24 protein-coding genes are annotated in these 23951 nt (G+C 46.1%); 5 read left to right on the top strand and 19 right to left on the bottom strand.

What is annotated here, in order from left to right; translation table 11 throughout:
- The first annotated feature begins 25 nt into the window (after positions 1-25).
- From H8Z82_RS02555 to H8Z82_RS02535, 5 genes are read left to right on the top strand one after another with little or no spacing between them, the layout of a single operon-like run.
- The gene (locus tag H8Z82_RS02555; RefSeq protein WP_186994130.1) at positions 26-1903 is read left to right on the top strand and encodes a recombinase family protein; all 1878 of its coding nucleotides are present in this window, start codon (positions 26-28) and stop codon (positions 1901-1903) included.
- Positions 1881-2582: an integrase gene (locus tag H8Z82_RS02550; protein ID WP_118524422.1), complete on the top strand. Its 702-nt coding sequence runs from the start codon at positions 1881-1883 to the stop codon at positions 2580-2582. The genes H8Z82_RS02555 and H8Z82_RS02550 overlap by 23 nt, the downstream gene beginning before the upstream one ends.
- Positions 2542-2934 (top strand): hypothetical protein, encoded by a 393-nt coding sequence (locus tag H8Z82_RS02545; protein ID WP_243176376.1) that lies wholly within the window; start codon positions 2542-2544, stop codon positions 2932-2934. Before H8Z82_RS02550 ends, H8Z82_RS02545 begins: the two co-directional genes overlap by 41 nt.
- A complete protein-coding gene (locus H8Z82_RS02540; protein ID WP_186994129.1) occupies positions 2931-3947 on the top strand; it encodes a ParB N-terminal domain-containing protein in 1017 nt (338 codons plus the stop codon). Before H8Z82_RS02545 ends, H8Z82_RS02540 begins: the two co-directional genes overlap by 4 nt.
- Positions 3904-4842: a DUF6551 family protein gene (locus tag H8Z82_RS02535; RefSeq protein WP_186994128.1), complete on the top strand. Its 939-nt coding sequence runs from the start codon at positions 3904-3906 to the stop codon at positions 4840-4842. The genes H8Z82_RS02540 and H8Z82_RS02535 overlap by 44 nt, the downstream gene beginning before the upstream one ends.
- 1 nt (position 4843) lies before the next feature.
- On the opposite strand, the gene H8Z82_RS02530 is transcribed toward H8Z82_RS02535, so the two are convergent.
- From H8Z82_RS02530 to H8Z82_RS02440, 19 genes are all read right to left on the bottom strand, one after another.
- Complete coding sequence (locus tag H8Z82_RS02530) at positions 4844-6238, bottom strand: recombinase family protein (RefSeq protein ID WP_186994127.1); 1395 nt, start codon at positions 6236-6238, stop codon at positions 4844-4846.
- On the bottom strand, positions 6192-7688 hold the full coding sequence (locus H8Z82_RS02525; protein ID WP_186994126.1) for a recombinase family protein: 1497 nt from the start codon (positions 7686-7688) through the stop codon (positions 6192-6194). Before H8Z82_RS02525 ends, H8Z82_RS02530 begins: the two co-directional genes overlap by 47 nt.
- Positions 7689-7839: 151 nt before the next feature.
- On the bottom strand, positions 7840-8793 hold the full coding sequence (locus H8Z82_RS17280) for a GH25 family lysozyme (RefSeq protein WP_186994125.1): 954 nt from the start codon (positions 8791-8793) through the stop codon (positions 7840-7842).
- Positions 8794-8834: 41 nt separating this feature from the next.
- On the bottom strand, positions 8835-9260 hold the full coding sequence (locus tag H8Z82_RS02515) for a phage holin family protein (RefSeq protein ID WP_117781223.1): 426 nt from the start codon (positions 9258-9260) through the stop codon (positions 8835-8837).
- A 78-nt stretch (positions 9261-9338) separates the two neighbouring features.
- Positions 9339-10733: a hypothetical protein gene (locus tag H8Z82_RS02510; protein WP_118691666.1), complete on the bottom strand. Its 1395-nt coding sequence runs from the start codon at positions 10731-10733 to the stop codon at positions 9339-9341.
- Positions 10699-11817, bottom strand: coding sequence for a hypothetical protein (locus H8Z82_RS02505; protein ID WP_118691667.1), 1119 nt, complete (start codon positions 11815-11817; stop codon positions 10699-10701). Before H8Z82_RS02505 ends, H8Z82_RS02510 begins: the two co-directional genes overlap by 35 nt.
- Positions 11814-14003 carry a hypothetical protein gene (locus H8Z82_RS02500; RefSeq protein WP_186994124.1) on the bottom strand — a complete coding sequence of 730 codons (2190 nt, stop codon included), beginning with the start codon at positions 14001-14003 and terminating at the stop codon, positions 11814-11816. The genes H8Z82_RS02505 and H8Z82_RS02500 overlap by 4 nt, the downstream gene beginning before the upstream one ends.
- Positions 14004-14015: 12 nt before the next feature.
- Positions 14016-14378 (bottom strand): hypothetical protein, encoded by a 363-nt coding sequence (locus H8Z82_RS02495; protein ID WP_117781227.1) that lies wholly within the window; start codon positions 14376-14378, stop codon positions 14016-14018.
- Position 14379: 1 nt separating this feature from the next.
- Positions 14380-17307, bottom strand: coding sequence for a phage tail tape measure protein (locus tag H8Z82_RS02490; RefSeq protein WP_186994123.1), 2928 nt, complete (start codon positions 17305-17307; stop codon positions 14380-14382).
- 136 nt (positions 17308-17443) lie between these two features.
- Complete coding sequence (locus H8Z82_RS02485; protein WP_118691670.1) at positions 17444-17923, bottom strand: MGMT family protein; 480 nt, start codon at positions 17921-17923, stop codon at positions 17444-17446.
- Between the two features lie 316 nt (positions 17924-18239).
- Positions 18240-18617 carry a hypothetical protein gene (locus H8Z82_RS02480; protein ID WP_186994122.1) on the bottom strand — a complete coding sequence of 126 codons (378 nt, stop codon included), beginning with the start codon at positions 18615-18617 and terminating at the stop codon, positions 18240-18242.
- A gap of 13 nt (positions 18618-18630) precedes the next feature.
- Positions 18631-19245: a major tail protein gene (locus H8Z82_RS02475; RefSeq protein WP_117781604.1), complete on the bottom strand. Its 615-nt coding sequence runs from the start codon at positions 19243-19245 to the stop codon at positions 18631-18633.
- 3 nt (positions 19246-19248) lie between these two features.
- Complete coding sequence (locus H8Z82_RS02470) at positions 19249-19566, bottom strand: hypothetical protein (RefSeq protein WP_118691672.1); 318 nt, start codon at positions 19564-19566, stop codon at positions 19249-19251.
- Positions 19563-19946, bottom strand: coding sequence for an HK97 gp10 family phage protein (locus H8Z82_RS02465; protein ID WP_186994121.1), 384 nt, complete (start codon positions 19944-19946; stop codon positions 19563-19565). The genes H8Z82_RS02470 and H8Z82_RS02465 overlap by 4 nt, the downstream gene beginning before the upstream one ends.
- A 4-nt stretch (positions 19947-19950) precedes the next feature.
- Positions 19951-20280: a phage head closure protein gene (locus H8Z82_RS02460; RefSeq protein ID WP_117682657.1), complete on the bottom strand. Its 330-nt coding sequence runs from the start codon at positions 20278-20280 to the stop codon at positions 19951-19953.
- On the bottom strand, positions 20280-20555 hold the full coding sequence (locus H8Z82_RS02455; protein WP_117795909.1) for a head-tail connector protein: 276 nt from the start codon (positions 20553-20555) through the stop codon (positions 20280-20282). Before H8Z82_RS02455 ends, H8Z82_RS02460 begins: the two co-directional genes overlap by 1 nt.
- Positions 20556-20563: 8 nt before the next feature.
- Positions 20564-21769, bottom strand: a complete 1206-nt coding sequence (locus tag H8Z82_RS02450; RefSeq protein WP_117795910.1) for a phage major capsid protein — start codon at positions 21767-21769, stop codon at positions 20564-20566.
- Positions 21770-21782: 13 nt separating this feature from the next.
- Positions 21783-22589, bottom strand: coding sequence for a head maturation protease, ClpP-related (locus tag H8Z82_RS02445; RefSeq protein WP_117795913.1), 807 nt, complete (start codon positions 22587-22589; stop codon positions 21783-21785).
- Positions 22586-23896 (bottom strand): phage portal protein, encoded by a 1311-nt coding sequence (locus tag H8Z82_RS02440; RefSeq protein WP_117795915.1) that lies wholly within the window; start codon positions 23894-23896, stop codon positions 22586-22588. Before H8Z82_RS02440 ends, H8Z82_RS02445 begins: the two co-directional genes overlap by 4 nt.
- Positions 23897-23951 lie beyond the last annotated feature (55 nt).

Here is a 23951-nt window from a genome sequence, read left to right as displayed (position 1 = left end):
AGCACAGAAATAAAGGTGGTAAGTCATGAACGAAAACGAGCAGAAAGCCGGCTCAGTTGCCGACCAGAAAAGTAAGATAAGGGAACGTTATAAAGGTATCGACCCGGATGAACTTGACGTAATCCCTGCCCTTCCGCAGGAAGATATATTTGCAGTGGAAAATGAACAGCGTGTTGCCGTATATGCAAGGGTGTCAACGGATGATCCGAGACAGACATCCTCATATGAACTGCAGAAGAACCATTACCATGATGTCATCAGTAAGAGTCCGAACTGGAAACTGATGCAGATCTATGCGGATGAAGGCATCTCCGGCACTTCACTCCAGCACCGTGACCAGTTCAAGCTAATGATCGAAGACTGCAAAAAAGGTCAGATAGATCTTATCGTGACCAAGAGCGTATCACGTTTTGCCAGAAATGTGGTGGACTGCATCGGTTATGTCAGGGAGCTTCTCGCACTCCCCCATCCTGTCGGTGTTTTCTTTGAAACGGAAAGGCTCAACACCTTTGATCCTAAAAGTGAGATGGTGCTTTCCTTCATGGCCACACTTGCACAGGAAGAAAGCCATACCAAAAGTGAGATCATGAATGCATCCATTGAGATGCGTTTCCGCAGGGGAATCTTCCTTACACCGATACTCCTCGGATATGACCATGATGAAGACGGAAACCTCATCATTAATGAAGGGGAAGCAAAGATCGTAAAGCTCATATTTATGATGTACTTAAACGGATGCACCTGTCAGGAGATTGCCGATACCCTGACGGAACTCGGCTGCGAGACCAAAAAGGGAAACACCGTATGGTCTCCCGGTTCCATCCTTCAGATACTGCAGAACGAAAGGCACTGCGGTGATGTCCTTGCACACAAGACCTACACTCCGAATTACCTCAATCACAAATCAAAGAAGAATATGCAGAACCGTCCCCAGTACCGGAAGCGCGACCATCACGAAGCCATCATATCAAGGGATGACTTTATTGCGGTTCAGAGACTGATCAGCAATGCCAAGTATGGGAACAAAGGGATTCTTCCGCAGCTGAAGGTCATTCCGGGAGGTGTCCTGAAAGGTTTTGTATCCATCAACCCCAGATGGGCGGGATTTAAGGAAACGGATTACATGAATGCATCTTCCAGTGTTTATGACGGCACGGAACAGTCCGGCCCGTCTCCCAGTCATGTGGAAGTAAAATCCGGTGAATTTGACCTGCGTGGATATGAGATCGCACGCTCACAGTTTTTTGACAGCACGGACCGTATAACCGTTACCTTCAGCCAAGGAGATATCCGCTTTTCCGCTCCTGCCGTCCGCAAACTTGACAGCACGCTTGTGGAACTGCTCATACATCCAAAGAAACTGGTCTTTGCCGTAAGGAATGCGGGGAAAGACTGCCGGAATGCCATGCAGTGGTCTAAAAAGAAAGACGGCAAAAACTCTCCACGTGAGATCAGCGGGACTGCATTTCTTCCCACGCTCTATTCCCTCCTCGGCTGGAACGATGACTGCCGTTACCGCATCACGGGGGTAAAACGTGGCAGCGGGAATGATGCCGTACTGCTCTTCAACCTTTCCGAACCGGAGATATTCATCCCCAATGACATGGTCGGTGCACCGGATGCGGATCCGGCCGTAAAACCCTTTACGGACAACCAGCAGAGAAATGTCCGAGCCTATCCGCCTGACTGGGCAGACACATTTGGGAGCAATTATTACAGCCACGCACAGGCAGAGGAACTTGCCGGATTCACCGGACGTAAAGACCCGGATACCTCCCATGCCCCAGTAACATACAACGACACTGATATACAGGTCACCAGTAAAAATGACATCGAAAAGAATATTAAACAGATCATGTCAGATATGAAGGAGAACACAGATGAACATACAGACAAACGATGAAAAGAATACCATTCCCGTGACCGAGGATGATGCTTTCAGCTATGACGGGTATCAGGTCGTCCGAGGCGAGTTCTTTGCCCATACCTATGAACCGTCCTTTACTTTTAATTCCAGCAAGGTATCCGTAAACACCGCCTGCATAAAAAAGCTCCCGGATACGGATTTCGTGCAGATACTCGTAAACCCGGATGAAAAGAAACTGGCGGTGCGTCCATGCCAGGAGGATGAGAAGGATTCCTTCCGGTGGTGTTCCGCAACGGCAAAACGCTCTCCCAGACAGATCACCTGCCGTATCTTTTTTGCCAAGGTCGTGTCGCTTATGGGATGGAATTCATCCTACCGCTATAAACTGCTTGGGAAGCTGATACGGTCAGACAATGAACTGCTCTTTGTCTTTGACCTCACCACGCCTGAGATCTTCGTGCGTGAGGAGAAGGAAGACGGAAAGATAAAAGCGTCCCGCACGCCAAGCTATCCGGAAGAATGGCAGAACCAGTTCGGTGTGCCTGTCGAGGAACACCAGAGCAGTTTACAGGTCAACATGTTTGACGGTTATGCGGTGTTCGGCATCTCCGAAAACAACACCGCTGAGCCGGAAGAAGAAACAACAGAACATCCAGAAAAGGAGGAACAGCATTATGAACAGAGAAACCTCTTTGAAGCCGGTCCTATGCATTGACTTAAAGAAAAACAGGATACGCATACACAAGCTCACGCTCCATATGCTCGGTGACCCGGAGTATATCCAGCTGCTTGTAAACCCACAGGACAGCATGATTGCCATAAGGAAAAGTGTGCATAAGGATTACCTTGCCCACCGTGTACGCTACAGTAAAGCCGACAGCCGTTACTGTTACGAATTATACAGTACGGAACTTTTACAGGCATTACGGCATACGGGCATATATCTGGAGGACAACCGCAGCTACCGTATCTACGGTGCACTGAATCCAAAAGAATGTCTTGCCAGCTTTTCCATGAATGAATGCGTGCTTGTAGATGATATAACCCGAACGGAGGAATCAGTATGAACAACAGACCAGTCCCGGAACTTCAGATGAATCCGGAATTTGATGAGCTGATACAGCCAAGGGAAGAAAAGTACCTGGAAGAACTCGAAGAAAACATTTTTGACCACGGATGCCAGGAGCCTGTATGCGTATGGAACGGTATCATACTTGACGGCCGTCTGCGGTATAAAATCTGTACAAAATGGGATATCCATTTCAACATCCGGCGCATGATGTTTGAAAGCCGTGATATGGCAATCTCTTTTATCTGCCATGAACAGCTCAAACGTACAGACCTTACCGGGGAATACAAAAAATACCTGATAGGCAGACTGTTCCGTGCGGACATGAATACCGCCAGTGATGAATTCATGAAAAAACATCCTGACACGGAACTGAATGCAGACGGACAGGTGTCACAGAAATATGTCCGTAAGACGGATATTGCCACCATCATAGGCAATGAATTTAATTTTGGTTTTTCCACCGTGACAAAATATGATATTTATGCCCGTGCGGTCGATGACCTGAAACGGAAAAGCCCGGAGATTGCAGAAAAGATATTAAACGGAAAACTCCGTGTATCCCATGAAAATATCATAGAACTCTCCCGTCTCCCCATTGAGGATATCAACGGACTGAAAAGGCTCTTGGACAGCGGATCTATAGACCGCATCGGATACTCCCAGATCCGGCACGAACTCCGGTGGCAGAGGCTTCCCACCGGAAAACCGGACTCAAGAAGGATAAAACGGGAAAAGGAAAGTGCCGAAGCCGGAATAAAGCAGATGCCCGCCACTGACCCGGATGCGGAACTCGAGAGCCTTAAATTTACGATACCTTCATGGTCAAAGACCATATCAAGGACCATGGAGCTTACAGATTTTCCTTCCACCTCAGTTAATGCAAGGCGTGAAGTGAAGATGCAACTGTTAAACCTAACACGAAAAATAACCAGACTGCTTTCGCAGCTTGAGGAGGATGATCCAGATGACAGAAGAACAGACAGCCGGACAAACGCCACAGGCCATTGACCTGATGCAGTTCGTCCCAAAAGTACACTTTGAACAGATCCCTATCAGGAATCTCGTATCCAACCAAGAATACCAGCGCAACCTCTCACAGCACCATGTCCAGCGTGCTGCCGCCAACTTTGACCTGTACCAGATAAATCCCGTAAAGGTCAGCCGGAGGAACGGCATCAACTATGTATTCAACGGACAGCACACCATTGAGATTGTTGCCCTCGTTTCAGGATCCAGGGAGACACCCGTGTGGTGCATGGTATACGATGACCTCGGATATGAACATGAAGCGGATATCTTTGCAAACCAGATGAAATATGTAAAGCCCCTGCTGCCTTATGAGATATTCATGGCAAACATAGAGGCCGGCAATGACAAACAACTCATCATCCGTGACCTGGTGGAATCCTATGACCTTACCATCGCATCCACCACGACCGCGGGCGGTATCTGTGCTGTCGCAACCCTGGAAAACATCCACGACAAATACGGCTACCATATGCTCGACCATGTCATCCGTCTCATTGCGGCCACATGGGAAGGGGCATCCCAGTCCTTCAGTGCAAACATGATGAACGGACTGGCACGTTTCCTGAATGCTTACGGTGATGCCATAAAAGATGATGTATTTAAGGAAAAGCTCGGTAGGATATCCATTAAGGAACTCGCCCGCACTGCAAAAGACAGGCGTTCCGGCTCACTCGGATTTGCGGAAGCCATACTGATATACTACAACAAAAAAAGCCGGAATCCGCTTACCTGGGATAAACTTTATACCCATAAACTTCCGCATAAAAAGGACATGGAAGAAGAACCATCCGACATTCCTGAACCCGGGGATGCGGACGGTGAAAGCAGCCAGATGGAGCTGTTTGGACTTCATGACAGCGGGGTTTCCGGGTGATCTACACGGAAACCTTTACCTTGCTGCCTTCCTGAAAGAAGAACTCATATTTCTTTGCACCAAGCACCGTCACTTCCGCAAGGACAAGCTGTGCGATCTCCGGGACGAATCTGGTAAGAGGTTCATTTCCCACGGCTTCCATCATCTGCCCCGCCCTGATCTTTTCAAGCGGTGTCCCGTCCGACTTCATCTGCTGCCATCTTTCCATATGCTTATCCCTGTCTGCCACCAGTCTGTTGAATGCTTTTACAAATCCCTTTTCAAGGTCTGCATTATCAACGTAGGCATTCGTGCATGCCACTTTTCCATCTTTCCTGTGGTTCTTGCACTGCCACTGTACGATTCCCCTTGATCTCCATGAATGTCTCGTGAACAGGCTTCCGCATTCCCCGCAGAACACCTTCTCACAGAACGGCATGCAGTCCGCGCCGTAACTGTACCTGTCCGTGCCGTGCGCTTCCATGAACCGTTCCCTGCGTTCAAATTCTTCCTGCACCGCATTCCATGTCTGCTTATCTATGATCCCCTTATGGCTGTCCTTTACATAGACCTGCGCTATCTCACCGTTGTTTTTAACCTGTCTCTTGGTAAGGAAATCTGCCGTATAGGTCTTCTGCAGAAGCGCATCGCCCATATGCTTTTCCTGTTTCAGGATACCCACGATTGTGCTTGGATACCATTTCGTCTGTCCGTTGCATCCCGAAACCTTCTCTTCCGTCAGTTCCTTTGCGATCTGTGCCGGATTGATGCCGATAAGGAAATCCCTGTAGATGCGTCTTACCGTTTTTGCCTGTTCCTTATTGATGACCAGCTTACCATTCTCATCTTTATCATATCCTAAGAATTTGAACGTATTCAGATGCATCTCACCATTCTTGAATTTGGTGCGGATGCCCCATTTGCAGTTCTCCGAAATATTTCTTGACTCATCCTGGGCAAGCGAGCTTAATATTGTGAACAGAAGCTCGCCCGTGGAATCAAGGGTGTTGATGTTTTCCTTCTCGAATATGATGCCGATTCCAAGGTTCTTTAATTTTCTGGAATATGCCAGACAGTCCTGCGTGTTTCTGGCAAAACGGCTGATGGACTTTGTAATGACAAGGTCTATCTTACTGCTTTCGCAGTCTGCGATCATCCTTTTGAACTGTTCCCTTTTCTTTGTGTTGGTTCCTGAAATACCCTCATCCGCATAGATGCCCGCCATTTCATAATTTTCATGGTCATTGATATATTTGGTGTAATAATCGACCTGTGCTTCAAAGCTGTGGAGCTGGTCTTCCTGATCCGTGGAAACACGGCAGTAGGCTGCCACCCTTATTTTCTTTTCCTGTACCGCCCTGCGTCCTGTTTCACGCTGTCGGTTTCTTGCTGGTATAACTGTAACGCTTCTTGCCATTCTTATCGTCCTTTCTCTGAATATAAATATCTTTTTTGATTTCTCCCCATCCCCTGATAACGGAGTCAGGTATCCTTGTCCCCCTGCAGAATGCCACTCCTTTTCGTTTTGCCCCGTTGCATATCCATATGACCTTATGGCTTTTCGGATTTACATGGCGAACCAGTCTGCTTCCGCAGAGTCCGCAGAATATCTTCTTTCTGTACGGATATGCTTCTTCCGTATTTTCCGGTATTGCTTCCGGCACTTTCTTCTTATGCCTTCTTTTCCATGAACTCTCCTTCAGATAGGTGAATTCCTTTGTACCCTTTACAGAAGGTTTCTCATCAATATACATATTTCCGTCAAAATGCCATGCTTTCCGAAGCACCCCGTCCGGAATGTTTATCCCTTCGCAGAATGATTTCCCATGCCGCTTCGTACCGCTGCACCCCCAGTTCAGTCTGTTGCCGTTACTATAGATGCGTCTATAAAGCGGATGTCCGCATTTTGCACAGAATATCCTGTTCATGTATGGGTAGTTCTCTTCCGTAAAATCTTCAATAACAGATCCTTCGGCAAGATAATCCCGCTTTGCTTCAATGGCATCCTGTGCTTTCTGCCAGAGTTCGGGGGAAACAATTGCTTCATGGTCATCCTCGATATACCATGCATCTACTTCTCCCCTGTTTCTCACCAGTTTTCTTTCTTCATTCACAAAATGCTTATGCATGATGTAATCACCTTTATAGATTTCATTTTCAATCAAGCGGAACACTGTGCTGTCGCTCCACTTTGTACCGCCCACGGTCTTTACCCCGTTTTCATTCAGATATCTTTTAATGGCTGCCGGGGTATAACCGTCTGCTGCCATTTCATATATTTTTCTGACCCACACCGCTTCGGATTCATCTGCGATATAGACTCCCCTTTCGTCTTTCGTATATCCGAAAGAACGCTCAAGGTACTGTACCGGAATACCAGCTTCATATTTTCTCTGGTACACCATCTTTGCCCCGGCACTTCCGCTTTCGCTTTCTGCCTGTGCAAATGCCGCCAGTATCGTAAGCATCAGCTCACCTTCCCCTGACAGCGTATTGATATTCTGAAGTTCAAAAAAAACACCTACATTCAGTTCTTTCAGCTTTCGTGTAGCTTCCAGAACGATTGAGGTGTTTCTTGCAAAACGTGATACCGATTTTGTTAATATAAGGTCTATCTTCCCTTTTTGTGCATCAGCAAGCATCTTCTGCAGACCGGGTCTTTTTTCCTTGAACCCTGATATGGCAAAATCACTATAAACTCCGGCATATTCATAAGACGGGGTCGCTTTTATGACTGTTTCATAATGCCTTATCTGGTTTTCCAGTGAATTTTCCTGTTCATCCGCATCCGTTGATACACGGCAGTAAGCACAGACTCTTAATTTTCTCTTCTGTTCCCTGTTTCCTTCCCTTATCTGAATCTCCAAGTTCTGCCACTCCTTTCTCTTTGGGTAGTCTATATATCACTCTGAAAGCCAATAATAGCAAGTACAATCTGCGATACCTTTCACCTTTCTTTCCTTGGCATAAAAGGAAAAAAATACGGCTGACAGCCATTCCTGACCATCAGCCATATCCTTATTTTAGGAGTTCATTTACCCTTTTCTGCACTGCAGAATAATCGTATCCGGCAGCACTGATCCGGTTCTTACGCTCCGTTCCGTTTCCCCAGTCACCATGAATGACTTCCCTTGCGATCTCATCCACGGATTTCTTGGATGGAGAGAGCTTTTTATTCACGATGCTCTGGATGGCAGAATAATCATATCCCGCCTGAGACAGACGGTTCTGTCTTTCCGTGCCATTACCCCACTTTCCGGCAATGACCTCTGCTGCGATCTCCTCGTTTGATTTCTTTGCCGGAGCCGGAGCACTGCTGTTTCCCTTGGCATAACCATTCAGTCCTGCTGCCTTGATCTTTGCCGGGAAATCCACATAGCAGTAATCCTGATCACAGGTCTGTCCGTTGATCTTATTGCTGCGGATAAGGTTCGTCTCACCGCCAAACTGCCAGATCTGTGTTTCCGCACCGCTTGCCGGGGCTGGCTTGCTCTTTCCCCATCTGGCAACCCAGTGGGTGTAGTGGGTAAGCTCCCCATCGTTCATCTCGCTGTTAAAAAATGACTCGGATGAATAAATGCCAACCCAGTATCCGGCTGCTTCCATCTCTGAACAGAATGCCTTGATGATCTGTGTCAGTGTGTTCCTGTCGTTCTTTGTGATCATACTGCCCTCCACATCATAAAAGACCGGGTACTCGAATTTCTTTCCCTTAAGGAGTGAATAGAAATATCCAGCCTCTTTCTTTGCTTCTGCAGTACTTCTGGCATTTCCATAAAAATATGCCCCTTTCGGAAGTCCGCATTCCACGCATTTCTTATAGTTTGCCTCAAACTGGCTGTCCTTATAAAGCCCGGAATCCGCACCTCCGGCTTTGATAATGGCAAACTCTACGCCTTCCTTACTCTTAGCTCTTGCAAAGTCAAAACTGCCTTGCCATCTGCTTACGTCAATTCCAAATTTCTGACTCATAATATAATCCTCCAATTCTTTGTAATAAAAGAGGGAAGGTGCTACCCTTCCCCGTTGTCTTTGTCATCTTCTGCCCTGTCATGGAGCTGTTCCAGAACGGCTTTTATCTTTGCCGGAACAGGCAGTCCCAGATGGGATGCATTCTCCAGAAGGGATATCCCTTCATTTGAGATGTAGAAGAAAATGGCTGCCGTCCGAAGCACGCTTCCGGTGCCGATGACATGTACATCCATAATGTTTGCAATGCCGACCATAAGGAAAATCAGCACCTTACGGCAGATTCCCTTAAAACCGACTGCACTGGACAGCTTCTGGTCACTGATTGCACACATCACTCCCGTGATATAATCAATCACCACAAACGCAAGCAGTGCATAAAGCAGGCCGTCACATCCGCCAAGGAAATAGCCGAGCCATCCCCCGACTGCCGTAAATACAAACTGTACCGCATTCCAGAATTCCTTCATCGTCTTGTCCTCCTTTGATTTTTTGTATGAAAAAAGCAGCTACCCGTAATGGATAACTGCCGATTTCCGAAAATTATTTTATTGTTCCTGTAAGATATAGGTTATCTTCATTGTCTTATCTGCCGTCTTGGTAATCGGGGCATCAAGGTTATTGATGGTTGCCAGATAATTACACATCATGTACCAGCCGGACGTTGACCATGTGCCATAATCACAAAAATAAATGAGTGGTTCATTTCTTACAGGAGTCACGCTCATCGTATAACTGGAATTAAACAATGTCTGTGTCTCCGGTGGCATGATCTCATTCGTTGCCAGATCCGCAATCAGAAGCTGTTCATAACTGTATTCGTAATAAACCCGTCCGTTGATCACGAACTTTGGCACGCCATTGATGTTGGTCACATTGGTCCGCTTCAGCTTTACAACATTGGCCGGATTCGTGATCTGGATTTTATACACATCATACGGGGCATCATATCCCCTCAGCAGAAGATAGCCTTCGGTAACGAACATTCCCCAGTTTCCTTCCGTCCTGAGATATTTATCCGTAGTGTTTGTTATTTCATACTGCTTGATTTTCCAAGTGTCCACTTTTATTTCCGTTATAAGAAACTTTCCCTCTGGGGCAGTCCTGCTGTTGCTGCTCGTGCAGATATACAGACAATCATTTGACGGATCATAATTATATGACCAGTAGCCTATCTGCAGTTCCGAGGATAGCTCCGCCAGTTCGATTTCTTCGATAAGCGGTTTCGTGGTATAAATATTATCAAGAATAGACACCGTCTTTAAAAATGCACGTCTTTTTGTGATGTGGATATGGTTCTTATCTGCCACCTTGAAATAATACACACAGTCCTTTGCCCTGTCGATTAGGAATATCAGCTCTGTTTTTCCAATCGTCATACCAGAATATCTGCTGCTCGTGCTTGCCCCTGTTCTGTCAGGGTACACATACTGAAGATTGTCTTCTGCAATGGACTGCATCAGTAAATTGTCCCTGATTGGACTGGTATTTTTACTGCCGTATGATGTAAGACCACCATTTCTGTGTGTAAGACAGATGCTGGCAATCGTGCCGTTCGCCTGACTGGTTGCAAAATCATATACATATTTCACATACCTGTCTTTCAGATTTACTTCCGATTCTGTCTGGTTGAATCCGCCACGGAAGGTATTCTTTGTGTTGTTCTGCATTCCATGTGAAGCACAGCCGACAAGGTTTGCATCTGCCGGGGGATAATATCCATCCGCATTCTCCGGTATCTCCCTGTCGAAGCACAGGATTCCTCCGAGCAGTTTTTCATAATACGGCACAAACTCATTTAAGAACCTGTTCGGTCTTTTGGAAAGTCCGAGCGGTTTCAGGATGTCCCTTAGTGCATTGGTGACCATATTGCTGTTCTGGTAAGTCTCCACCTCACCCGTATTTACATCAGTAAGTTCTATTCTTGTTGTTCCCTTGAGCATCGTCATCATCTCCATTTCTATAATTCATGATAAAGGATGTAAGCGTTGCATCGCCCGCAAGCCAGAAACGGAAGGTTATCGTCTTTGCTTCCAGCAGTCTGGCATACAATTCATCCAGATTCATGGTGAGAAAATCCGCCATCGGGGTTTCATCCGTAAAGGTCTCCCCGTCATAACTGTACTGTACCGTGATTTCTCCCTCATATTCTGCATTCAGTGCCTTGATTCCAATAACCGTGCCGTCCGAAAGATCCGCCATGCATTCAATATACTGCTTTGGCGGTGTTCCCGTGATCACGGCATTCAGAGGAAATGCCCTGCTGTCACTCCAGCTTAATACGGAAGGAAGTATCAGCCCTTTTATCAGATTCCACTCCGGCATCTTTGCAAATCCATATTTTTTAAACAAAAGTGCATTGACTTCTGTTTCTTCCAGTCCGACAAGCACATCCGCTGTTTCTGACAGCTCCTCATTTATGATCTGGTTCTCCACCGTATACAGTTTTCCGTCCCCGTCTTTTATGAGGAGTTTAAACGGGACCAACAGGTCAATCGGTGTGTATTTCACTTCAAAGGTCTTACTGTCCGCATAATACTGGAAAGTAATATCCGGGGAAGCTGCATCGGGCTTTGTGAAAGTATAGTTCTTGTCTGCACTAAACCCAAAACCGCCATCATAGCACTGGACAGGAACAGAAATCATATGAAGGGAAATATCCCCCGTGTCCCAGAACAGGAGGTCATACTTTAGCTGGTAGTCCGCCCCGGATGCATTGTAATGCGACCATCCTTCCCACCGTATTTTCAGGAAACGGTAATAACTGTATAAAGTCCCTTCTTCCCTGTAAAGCGATCTCATTCTGGTATCACGGTTATCCACTTTAAGGTGCGTGGCATCACTGCCGATTCCCCAGTAAGAATCACCATGTGCATAAATATACGGCACGGCTTTTCCGAGGAACGTGAAAAAATCCGCACCGCTCACGGTAAGCGTACCGCCATCATAGTTGTTGCTGTCCTGTAACAGACAGGTCATGTTGGTGATACCGGCCGAAAAAATATCATTTATATTGTCATAGTTCATAGTGTAAATTCCACTCCTTTCACTCCGTCAAAGCCGGATATATCAACCGTTGTCCTTTCCAGAAAACCTTCATCCACTTCATCCGTCACGGCTTCCTGTGTCTGTTCAGTTACTGCTTTCAGTTCAAAGAACCCGTTTTCAACGGTAATGGTATCTGGAAATTTAACGGAAGTCTCTGCCGTAGTGATTACAAACTGCGGACGGACTGCTGCGGTATAACCATTGACTTCCACCCCGTCCACCCTTGTGAAGTATGAAATATCGATCACGAGGTCTTCTGCATATCCGTGATCGAGGGATTCCGGTCCTGACTTCTGTACATACCGTTTCCGCAGCATGAACCGTTCTTCCGTATTGACCGTGATATATCCGTTATAATTCGGATTTCCCCGCACGCTTGTAAGTACAAAGGTTCGGAGGATCTCCGTGATCCATGCACGATCCGTAAATGCATCCGCTTCATAGTTCTGGTCAGCAATCGGAATATTTCCGATTGTCTGTGTCAGTCCCTGTGTCTTTTGGGACGGGAATGTTACGGATGCCGTATCCTTAAACACATCAGCCACAAACGGTACATCCGTAATGCTGATATTTCCAATATTCTCATTGATATTGATGCGTCCATTCCAGTCTCCCAGTCCTGCTGCGAGTCCCTGACCACTGATGGTTGCCCTGATCTGTGCCTCACCGATCTTTGCGCTCCCTGATGATATCTTTAGATACATGGAAAATGTATTTGAACTGTTCTCTATGACCTTTGATATCGGAAAAAACAATGTCATAATATGCTTTCCATACAGACAGGTCTTTGTCGGCATAAAGGTATCAATGGTTTCATTATTTATTTTGTATATGATGGAAAGCTCCGGAAGTTCCGGCTCCGGGTTTTCTTCTTCCGTTTCTCCATCTGCAGTGGCATCCTCCGGCTTTATTACTTCGAGAAGCATCTCGCACTGGAACGCTGCCGTTGTGTCCTCCGTTGCAGTAAAATCAATATCCATAACATTCGTCAGTGGCTGTCCTATTTCAAACGGGGCAACATTTACAAAGTTATAAATAATGGTCCTTCCGCTTTCCACGGAATTGATAAGACCCGTAATGTTCTTATCGTTCTTGCTCTTGGCAGACGCAAGTCTCGGATTTTTACCCACGCATTTCAGTGTCATCTTTCCGTAGATCTTACACTCGATGCTTGTAATGCAGCTTATTTTTGTTTCGTCTGCATGACCGCCTGAGAACTTAAGGATATCACCGACTTCCATTGCCGGATTTCCTATGGTGTTACTGTCAAACGGGACATAATTTATCTTCTGCAGTGCCGTCAGGATTTCCCGCAGGATTTTCTCCCTTACGGATTTCAGTCCGAACTGAAGAAGCGGATTGATACCGAGGTTCATTGTAAGGGCATCATCCTTTTCCATTGCAATATACTCTGCCGTCTGGCTGATCTGGTTCGTGGATGACACGGCAGTATATCTTGTAACAAAATCCGAATAACTGCTGTCAAACCTTTCCTTCTGCTCCACATTCCATACGGACTCATTTCCATATCTTTTGAGAACCAGTTTTCCATACCGGTCTATCTGGCAGAAACAGCCTACCACCTGTGCCACATAAAAGATCAGATCACGGAATGTTTCCATGTCATTATCAGAATAAACACCGAGGGTGGTTTTTCCATTTGGGAGGGCGTTGATCTCCGCAACCGTCTGTGCCAATTCAACCTTACATGCATCACACGCAGCCTTTAGAAACTGATATGGCGTTCCGCTTGAAGAATCCAGCTTCAGCGTTTTTTCAAACCGGAGCATATGATCATAGCCTTTCAGTTCCAATGTCCGTACCTTCCTGTTTGCTTCGGAGATCTCATAAATTCCCATCGGTATGGTCTCTTTTGTCCCATCCAGAAGTGTCAGGCGGTAATAAAGCCTTACCTCTGCATCCTCAAGGGTATAACGGTCGATTTCCGAAAACAGGCTGATTCCCATTTCAGCAGCATAAACCGTTCCGAGTTCTATCTCCGTATTACTGCAGCACTGCCACTTTATGTAGCCGGAACCTTTCACGATATCCTTAGCCGTAAACGGATATTCCTTTCCGGCTTTTGTCGTGATGGTCCCGTACCATTCATATTTTCTTGTATTCTGCCTTACGGCATTCTTGAATTTTTCTGATACCTCAAACACCGTATCCGCCTCCTACATTTCTTTCAGGGAAAAAGATACCGTCCACAGACCTTTGTATGATGTATCCTTTTCCAGCTTTGCCTTAAATCCAGTAATATACATTTCTGCTTCTTTTAAGTCCAAGGTTTCCGTATCGAAATATTCCACTGCGATCTTCGGCAGTTTGGAATATACCGTCAGAAGTTTTACCCACTTCGGTGATACTGAAAAAGAGACGGAAATGTCTGCCACTCCCGTCCTTACCACATCCCTCTGTGTTGTTCCGGCTTCCGTTTCCCCGCCGGAATCTGCCTCTACATCGGAAAGTCCCACGTCATAAGAATCCGGCTTTGGAAGGGAACGGCCGTTAAAAACAAGATACTGTATATATGCCATGCTATCTTCCTCCGCTTCTTAAATTTGCCCTCTGCTGTGCCGATACAATAACCTCATCGAGCATCGTACCGCCCAGATATACAGGAATGACAATGTCACCGCTGTCTCCCTTAACATCCCGGATTGCAGAAGTAATTGCAGAAAGCATTCCTGAAATGCTTTCCGTCTGCTGTGCCGTAGGGTTTCCTGTCATGTTTTCCACCCCGCTGACCTTTGGATTGATGACCATGTCGGAAGAAACCCCGCTGACTGCTTTCTGGATCATTCCACGGCTCTTTTCGATTCCCTTGGCAAGTCCGCCCATAAAGTCAGGCATCCATGATTCATAATCAGTAAGAGGGCCTTCATCCGGCACGGAGAAGTGAAGGAATGACTTGATCTTGTCAGCCACACTCTTTACTGCATCCCCGACTGCACCGATGCAGCTCCTGATGCCGTTTACGATTCCCATGATGAGATCCTTACCCCATGTAAATGCCTGTGAAGCCAGACCCGTGATGTGGCTCTTTACATTGGAAAATCCTGATTTTACGGCATTTAAGACATTTCCCATTGCCCCCTTCACTGCATTTACGATTCCATTAAATACGGATGTGACTGCACCCTTGATTGCACCAAGAACCGTGGAGATGGTGGACTTGATGGTGTTCCAGATAGTGGAAATGGTGCTCTTTATCGTATTCATTATCGTGGTAATGGAATTTTTGACTGCAGTGAAATCTCCCGTGATCAGTCCCTTGATTCCGCTTACCACTGCACTGATGATCGTCTTTATTGCATTCCATACCGTGGAAAAGATGGTCTTTATCGCATTCAGAACTGTGGTAATGACCGTTTTTATCGTATTCCACACGGTCGTGATAACCGTCTGGATAATGGTAAGCACCGTCTGGATAATGGTCTTATAGATATTGAAATACGTTGTGACCAGAGTTTTTATCACATTGAAAACTGTAGTAAACACGCCCTTGATTGCATTCCAGATCGTAGTAATGACGGTCTTTATTACATTGAATACCGTTTCAATGATGGTTTTATACAGATTGAAATAAGTGGTTACCAGCGTTTTTATCACTTCAAACACGGTCGAGAATATCATCTTGATTGCTTCCCATACCTGTGAAAAGAACGCTTTTATGGCATTCCATACCGTGATGGCTACCTGTTTTACATTCTCCCAAAGGTCTATCCAGAACTGACGGAATCCATCACAGTTATTCCACAAATAAATAAAAGCAGCCACAAGAGCTGCTATTGCTGCAATGATAAGAACGATTGGATTTGCAAGCATTGTAGTATTAAGTGCTGCAAATGCTCCTTTTACCGTATTGATGACTCCGGCAATCTTCGGAACGATTGTCATGATCGTGCCGACTGCGGATATTACCTTGCCGATCACGATAAGAACGGGGCCGAGTGCTGCTGCCAGAAGTGCAATCGTAACGACCGTCTTTTTTGTTCCCTCGCTCAGTCCATTCAGCCAGTCAACAAACTTCTGTACCCATCCGACTATCTGTTTAATGGCCGGCATCAGGAGTTCTCCAAATGAAATAGCCAGGCCTTCCAGTGCTGACTTTAAGATGGTGATCTGTCCCTGTAAGTTATCAAGCTGTGTATCTGCCATCTGCTGTGCAGCACCACCGCTGTCCGTGATGGACTTCTGTAAACTGTCCCATGTTTCTCCCGTATTTGCAAGCAGGGCATTTACGGAAGAAAGGTCTGTCTTATTGAAAATGGTGCTGATGATATTTGACTTCTCAGCAGATGTCATTCCATCCATGCTCTTATTGAGGTCACCAAGAATATCATTCATTGACCGCATGTTTCCTTCAGAATCATATACGGAAAGTCCGAGGGCTTCCATCTGGGCTGCTGCCTTATCCGTAGGATTCTGTAAGGACAGGATAATATTACGGAGGTGTGTACCGCCTTCTGCACCCTTGATACCATTATTTGCAAGAATACCAAGTGCGGTATTCAGTTCTGCCGTACCGCCCTTGATGGATTTTGCAGTCGCACCAATGGTAAGGATTCCTTCGCCAAGCTGTGCAACCGATGTGTTCGTGGTAGATGCCGTCTTTGCCATCTGGTCTACCATTGTTTCTGCTTCATCCACACCCATTCCAAGGGCAGACATCGCATCCGTTACCATGTCCGAAGCATCAGCAAGGGCAATATCTCCGGCTGCTGCCAAGTTAAGAACGGTCGGCAGTGTATCACACATCTGCTGTGTATCGTATCCGGCAAGGGCGAGGTAATTCAATGCTTCCGCACACTCAGATGCGGAAAAGGCCGTCTCTGCACCCATCTTCTTTGCCAGCTTTGAAAGGGTATCCATCGTATTTACCGACTGCCCGTTGACCTTGGACATAGAATCTTTGGTGATTCCCATTGTTGCCTGTACCTGTGACATGGAAGATTCAAAGTTGGCTGCGGTCGTTACGGATGCCGTACCCAGTGCAGTCACTCCGGCTGTTACCGGGAGAAGCTTTTGCCCGGCAGAGGAAATGTTGTCCCCAACCGTCTTTAACTTCTCGCCCGTTGTTGCAATTTTCTGTACTGCCGTTGCCGACTGGTTGGCCTGTGTTTCCAGATTCTTTAAGTCCTGTTCCGTTTCCACGATTTCCCTTTGAAGGGCATCATACTGTTCCTGTGAGATCTCGCCATTGGCAAGTGCAGTATTCGCCTGTTCTGCTGCCGTCTTCAGGGTTGCCAGTTTCTCTTTTGTCTCACCGACCGCTTCCGCAAGCAGCTTATGCTTCTGTGCCAGAAGCTCCGTATTTCCCGGATCCAGTTTCAGAAGTTTATTTACATCCTTAAGCTGTGACTGGGTAGACTTAATCTGTCCGTTCACGCCTTTAAGTGCATTCTGCAGTTTGGTTGTATCACCACCAATTTCTACCGTGATACCCTGAATACGGCTTGCCATTCCTCTCACCTCCTCCTAAAAATGGGTACAAAAAAAGGAGCATTCCTGCTCCGTAATAAAATAAAAACACCCGCCATTTCTGACGGATGTCCTATGTAATATTATAAAATTGTCAGTGTTGCAAACTTGAAGCTGTCTAATTCAATTCAAACATCGCCTTTTCATAATCTTTTACATAATAACTGATATTTTTGCGCCCCCGCTGAATAATTGTATGCCCTTCTGCTTCTAATTTTTCTTTCTGTGCTTCTATACCACCAGGATATTTTGCGTTTAACTCTCCATTTGCTTTCAGCGTTCTCCAATAAGGCGTTTCATCCTCAGAGCGCTGATAGCTTGCCCAAGCTACAATGGATACAAAAATTCCCGCCGTAATAGGCTCTGTAAAATCTGCGCCGTTTTGTTCTGCGAAGTAATCACGAATTTTCCCAACAGTAATTACTTTTCCATAGGGAACACACTTCATAATTCTGTCATAGTCGATTGGCGGTGCAAAGTACATTCTGTCCCCACCATATTTTTCTATGCTCTTTTCATCCGTAATCGTCTGAAACTTAGGCATGTCCTTACTGTCATGCAACATAGCGTTGAAATCTTTTTTATCTTCATTTGCCATAATAGCCACCTCCTGCTTTAAGCATAGCCTGTTTTTATAAGCCATGCAATGAGGCTGTTTGAATTTTTTTTGCTTTCACAAATAACGATTTGTAGCTGAGAATATCCCAGCCTTTTTCTGTAGATAAGTATAACAGAAAAAGACTGTTCTCTCAATCAGAATCGGTCGAAGTCTTCCTGTGTGGCAAGCTCAGCATACTTATAATCATCGTTCCGGCTCTCGCTGTACATATCATTGATAAGGCCTATCGACAGCATATCAAGATCTGCCATCGATAAACCTAACTGCACGCATCGCAACAGAAACAGTGGGGTTGTCATTTCACGCTCTGTCGGACGAAGTTTTTTTTAGCTTCCACATCCGTTTTTACATTCAGTCCCCACAGTTCAATAAGCTGCGGAAGGACCTGATAAATTGAAAATGTATTGAAATTATCGAGCCACTCTTCCGGTGTGTCCGGAATGCTTGGATCCGCATGCTTGGCCATAATAAATGCTATATTTTCGAACATCTCAAGAGAAAACATATCAAGGTTTGATGATTCCTCTTTTCCATCTCCAATACTCTTTTCAAGCACTGCCAGATCCTTATAAATATCCCTCTGGAACTTTAATCTGTAGATTCTTGGAATGGCTGCACTTGCCTTGAATGTAACCATCTGTCCGTCAATTTCTATATCCTTTCTGATACCCATGTCTTAGTCCTCCCTATGATACACTCTTGGTTGATTTTGCTGACTGCTGCTCCAGTGCCGGAGTTGCAGCCGGAAGATACACACTCTTATACCAGTTGTTATAAACTGTATCTGTCGTGGAATCTCCTGTCTTTGCCTTGACATATCCGTCTGCCATTGGTCTTGCCTTTACTGTCAGTGTTTCTGTCTGCACTTCCTTATCTTCTTCATTAGTCTTTGACTCAATGGTCGGACGGGATGCGGAACAGTTATAAAGTACATGACGGATCTTACGGATATCACCATCAAATTCAAAAAGAAGTGCAAAGCTTCCTGTTTCGGAATTTGCATTCTCCACAAGCACCTTATTGGCATCCTGTTCCTCTTTTAAGATATCCGTTCTGAACGATTCCGGGATCATGGCAAGTTCAAGGTCACCATCATATCCCTGATTGTTGTTGATTACATAATACTCAATACCATCTGCATAAAATGATTCCGGCTCTCCTGTCGGATCCATGCTGATGGATACTGCACCGGGCATTGGTACAGGTGTTCCAAAACTGACCGTGCCTTCCTCTGCAACCGTAATAGGTGCGTAATGCACATTGCAGATATTAAATTTGACTTTGTTCTTTTTATTAGCCATCTTCTATACCTCCATCTGATAAAGCACCTCATACAGATTTTCAGTTTCTATCCATACTTCGCTTTTTTCATAAAAAATACCGTGCAGATCAAGCACGGCTTCTACTGTAAATTCCAGTTCCGGATTTTTCAAATCCGTATAAATTTCTATATTCAGACGGCTGGATTTATAATATACCCTACCGTCTGCCGGGAAATTGCTGCTTCCCGGATAAAGAAATACTGCAAAAGGCGGTTCCGGGGATTCGCCTTCCACAAAATGGTCATAAGCAAACGGAAGATTCATTTCTTCCATCATTACCACAACTTCTTCATGTGTCATGAACGCAGCCCCCTTTCAATCTTCAGCAGAAGCTCCCTGTTTCCTTTTGCCTCTGCCGGGGCAATATGCTCCCTTCCGGCTACCCTGCCGCCGCCCCGCTTTGCATGACCATGCTCCAACAGGTGGGCGATCTGGTATCTGTCCTTGGAATGGACAGTCATCGTGAGGGAATTACTGCTTTCCGCTGTCTTTTTCACGGTCCAGCTCTTTTTGTACCGGCCGGTACGCTTTGGGGCATTTGCCTGAATGTCTTTCTTTACCGTCTTGGAGGCATCTTTTACCGCATCCTTGACCGTATCCGTTGCAAGGTCTGCATACTCTTTGAGTCCGTCCATGATTGCATCCGCAAGACCGTCAACGGTCGTTCTTCTCTCTGCCATTCCATCACCTCTTTATCAGGGCAGCCCTTATCCTTACTGATTTGTTTTTGTACTGCACGTTATCAACGAATGTAATATTATAAAGTCTTCCACGGAAAACTATGCGGTAATGCTCCGTATCAAGTCCTGACACCTCACTGCAGTACCGGATAATAAAATCCAGTTCTGTTTCTGCATTGACCTGTTTTGCTTCCCAGTATTCCTTACCGGACAGATTGTTTGCATAGGAAAAACACTTATAATGATCTTCCCACACAAGCATGTGGTTTCCCGTCTTATCTGTTTTGGTACTGCTTTTCTGTATCGTGATCCTCTCACGCATGAGTTCAATCATTAGAATCTCTCCTTCCTGATCCCAAAGAGCAGATATTTCAGTGTTTCCGTCATTGTCTTATGATCGGCTTCTTCCCTGTGCTCATACAGATAAGCAATGGCATACAGTTCCGCAGTACGGATAAGTGCCTCATGCCGTTTTAGTCCTGCCCGTGTACGTCTTGTCACATTTAAGATCAGGCTGTCGGATGTCTCCATCAGACGGAGGATGAGATCATCCTCGTCTGACGAATCGACCCTGAGATAACCTTTGGCTTCCTCAAGCGTTACGAACATCCGTCCACCTACTTTCCGGCAGCCTTGATATCAAGTGTCTTAACTGCCTCGGAAAGGATCAGCTTGCCGTCCACACGCTCGGAAGCAAGGAATCCGACCTGACCCGTTGTAGCATAAAGCTCATTCAGTCTCTTGAAACTTCTGCCCTGACGATCAGCAATCCAGTAATAACTGTAATCACCAAATGCCATGACACGGCTTCCTGCTGCAAGCTCCGGCACATAAATGGATGTGCGGTACGGACGGTTGAGGATCCTGTCCGGCTCTCCTTCCCTTACGGACGGCTGCCAGATATAATTTCCGTTTCCATCCTTCAGCTTTCTGATTGCCTTTACGGTCGAATCATTAAGAAGCCACACTGCCTTGTTACGGTATGGAGCACGCAGGGAGTAATAAAGATCCATGACATCATCAAATGTAATGGAAGTATTATTGGCAGTAACCCCTGTCTCTGCACCGCCTGTGGCATTGAAGATTCCGGTAGGTTTTCCCTTGCCGTCACCGATAAAGAATGCTTCCTCTTCCTTTGTACCGATTCTTCTTCCGAACTCCCTTGAAATATACTGCTCAATATTGAACACACTGTCATTTAAGAGTTCATCGGACACCTTGATCATGGTTGCCAGCTTATAAGCACTGATGGATGTCTGACCGAAGCTGTCATCAGATTCAGGGAACTGTCCGCCCTCATCGATCCATGCTGCCTCGCCCTTTGATGTGACGATAGGGATCTTGCGGTCACCGCTTGAAGTCTTGATGACGGTTGCAAGGTTACGGAAAAATACTTCCTCTTCCAGTGCTTCCACGAGTTTCTTCTCATACTCATCCGGTACGAGATATCCGCCCTCGGAATCCGTACCAATGGAAAGGGCATTCTGTACTTCGTATGACATCTTGTTTCTCATACTGTTCCAGAATGCCTTTTTATACTCATCCGTTGCCCTTCCTGTCTTTGTATCACCGTCAGTCTTTGAATTCGGCTGATTGGTGATCGGTGTGCTTGTTGCCTTTGCAAGCTCTGCATCGATGGCAGCCTGTCTTTCCAGTCTCTCGATCTCTTTTCCGAGATTTACGACATCTGCTTCCATCTTGTCATAAGTGGCTGCATCCTCTGCGGATACAAATCCTTCCTGCGTTCTCTTGGCATCAAGGAATGCCTTTGCAGCATCCCAGGCCTTTGCTCTCTTTTCTCTTAACTCTAAAATCTTACTCATCTTGAAATCCTCCTTAATGTGTTAAAAGACTCAGTCTTTTTTCCAACTGGTTAACTGGTATCATGGCATCCGTATGGGATACCTTGGAAAGGAACGATTCATTCATCGCCTTTGTGGAAAACATCATGGAATCCTGCTGGAACGGGAGCTTCTTTTTCTTCTCCTTTTCCCCGTCATCCTTTTTCTCCTCTTCCTCTCCTTCACTGCCTTCGTCCGGCTTTTTCTCCGGCTCTTCCGGCTCTTTCTTTTTCTCATCCTCATCGGAATCAAAAAGGATCTTATCTGCAAATCCAAGCTCCACGGCTTTCTTGGCATTAAACCAGGTCTCGTCATCCATCATGTGCGAGAGCCTTGCACGGGTAAGCCCGGTCTTGGACTCATAAGCATTTAAGATGGACTCCTTGACTTCATTCAGCATTACGATTGCCTTCTGCATATCCTTTGCCTCACCCATTGCCATAGTCGCAGGATTGTGGATCATCATCATTGCCACAGGAGATACACATACTGTATTTCCCGCCATCGCAATAACGGATGCTGCCGAAGCTGCAATGCCGTCGATCTTGACGGTCACGCTTCCCTTGTAGTCACGGAGCATGTTGTAGATCTGTGCTGCTGCGAACACATCACCGCCCGGAGAATTGATCCATACCGTGATATTTCCGCTTCCGGCATTCAGCTCATCCTTGAAAAGCTGCGGGGTAACTTCATCCCCGTACCATGTTTCATCCGAGATCATGCCATTTAAAAAGAGCGTCCTTTCCATATCAGGCACGCTCTCATCTTCATTCTTTATCCAGTTCCAAAACTTCCGCTTCATCGTTTACCTCTCTTTCTGCTGTTTTCCTGTGCCGGGAGTTTTTCTTCTTCCTTCTGCTGTCCGTTGTCCGCTCCCGCAAATGCCCCTGCATCCGCAAGTTTGGTCATTGCACCGTTCACAAGATACAGGTTGCCTCCTTCCTCATCAGGGATAGGGTTCATGTTCTCCATTTCACGGATGTCATTGGCAGAAAACCAGCCGTTCTGTCTTCCGACTGCATAGCCGTTCATCCTCGACTGATAATCCCCACGGAGAAGTCCGTCCACATTCAGCTTAATGAAATACTTTCCCTTTTCTCCCGGCAGAAGGAGCGATCTCTGGAGCGACTGCTCCCACCGGATCACCCAAGGGTCCAGTGTGTATTTCACAAACTCCAAGGACTGCTGCTCTATATTCGAAAAGCTCGACTTATCAAGGTCACCGACCATGTGTGGCGGTATCCTGTAAAGTCTTGCTATTTCATTTATCTGAAATTTCCTTGTCTCAAGGAACTGTGCTTCTTCCGGCGGTATTCCTATCTGCTGGTACTTCATGCCTTCCTCAAGCACTGCGATCTTGTGTGCGTTATTCACACCACGATATACGGAGTTCCAAGATTCCCTGACCTTGGACGGATCCTTCAGCACTCCCGGATGTTCCAGAACACCGCCCGGATTCGCACCGTTTGCAAAGAAACTCGCACCGTATTCCTCACAGGCAAGCGTCATGCCGACAGCATTCTTTGCCATCGCAATCGGTGAATAACCGATCAGTCCGTCAAATCCAAGTCCCGGAATGTGAAGTACATCCTCGGCTTTCAGCTTGATGTTGCCGTATTCCTTGAACATGGGATTTTCATCACTGTTTCTGGAATACACATAATAGATATTTCCCCTGTCATCCCTCTGCACTTCCATCTTGTCAGGGAGAAGCGGATACAGACCAAGCACCCTTCCGGCACCATCCCTTATGATCTGTGCATAGGCATTTCCCCATATTAAAAGATGACTCATCAGAGTTTCCCTGAACACAAATGAAGTCATCTCCGGGTTCGGCTCATCATGGAGCAGATAATATAAAGGGTGGTCATGCACCAGCTTCTTGCCTCCGTCATCCTGATACTCATATACATGAAGCGGTAAGGATGCAATTGCTTCCGCAAGAATCCTGACACAGGCATATACTGCCGTTGTCTGCATTGCAGTTCTTTCATTTACGGGCTTTCCGCTTGTTGTCCGTCCGAACAGGAACGAATATCCGGCATCAGCCGCCTTATCCACAGGCTTATCCCTCGCCTGTCCGAAACCAAATAAACTTTTTATTCCCATTGCTTCAACCTCCGATTTCTGATATGATTTTTATGACACACGGAGTGATTCAGAA

The organism is Blautia difficilis, assembly GCF_014297245.1.
Lineage (GTDB): Bacteria > Bacillota > Clostridia > Lachnospirales > Lachnospiraceae > Blautia_A > Blautia_A difficilis.
The sequence above is the reverse complement of the archived record's forward strand: the minus strand, read 5'-3'. Positions and strand labels throughout refer to the sequence as shown.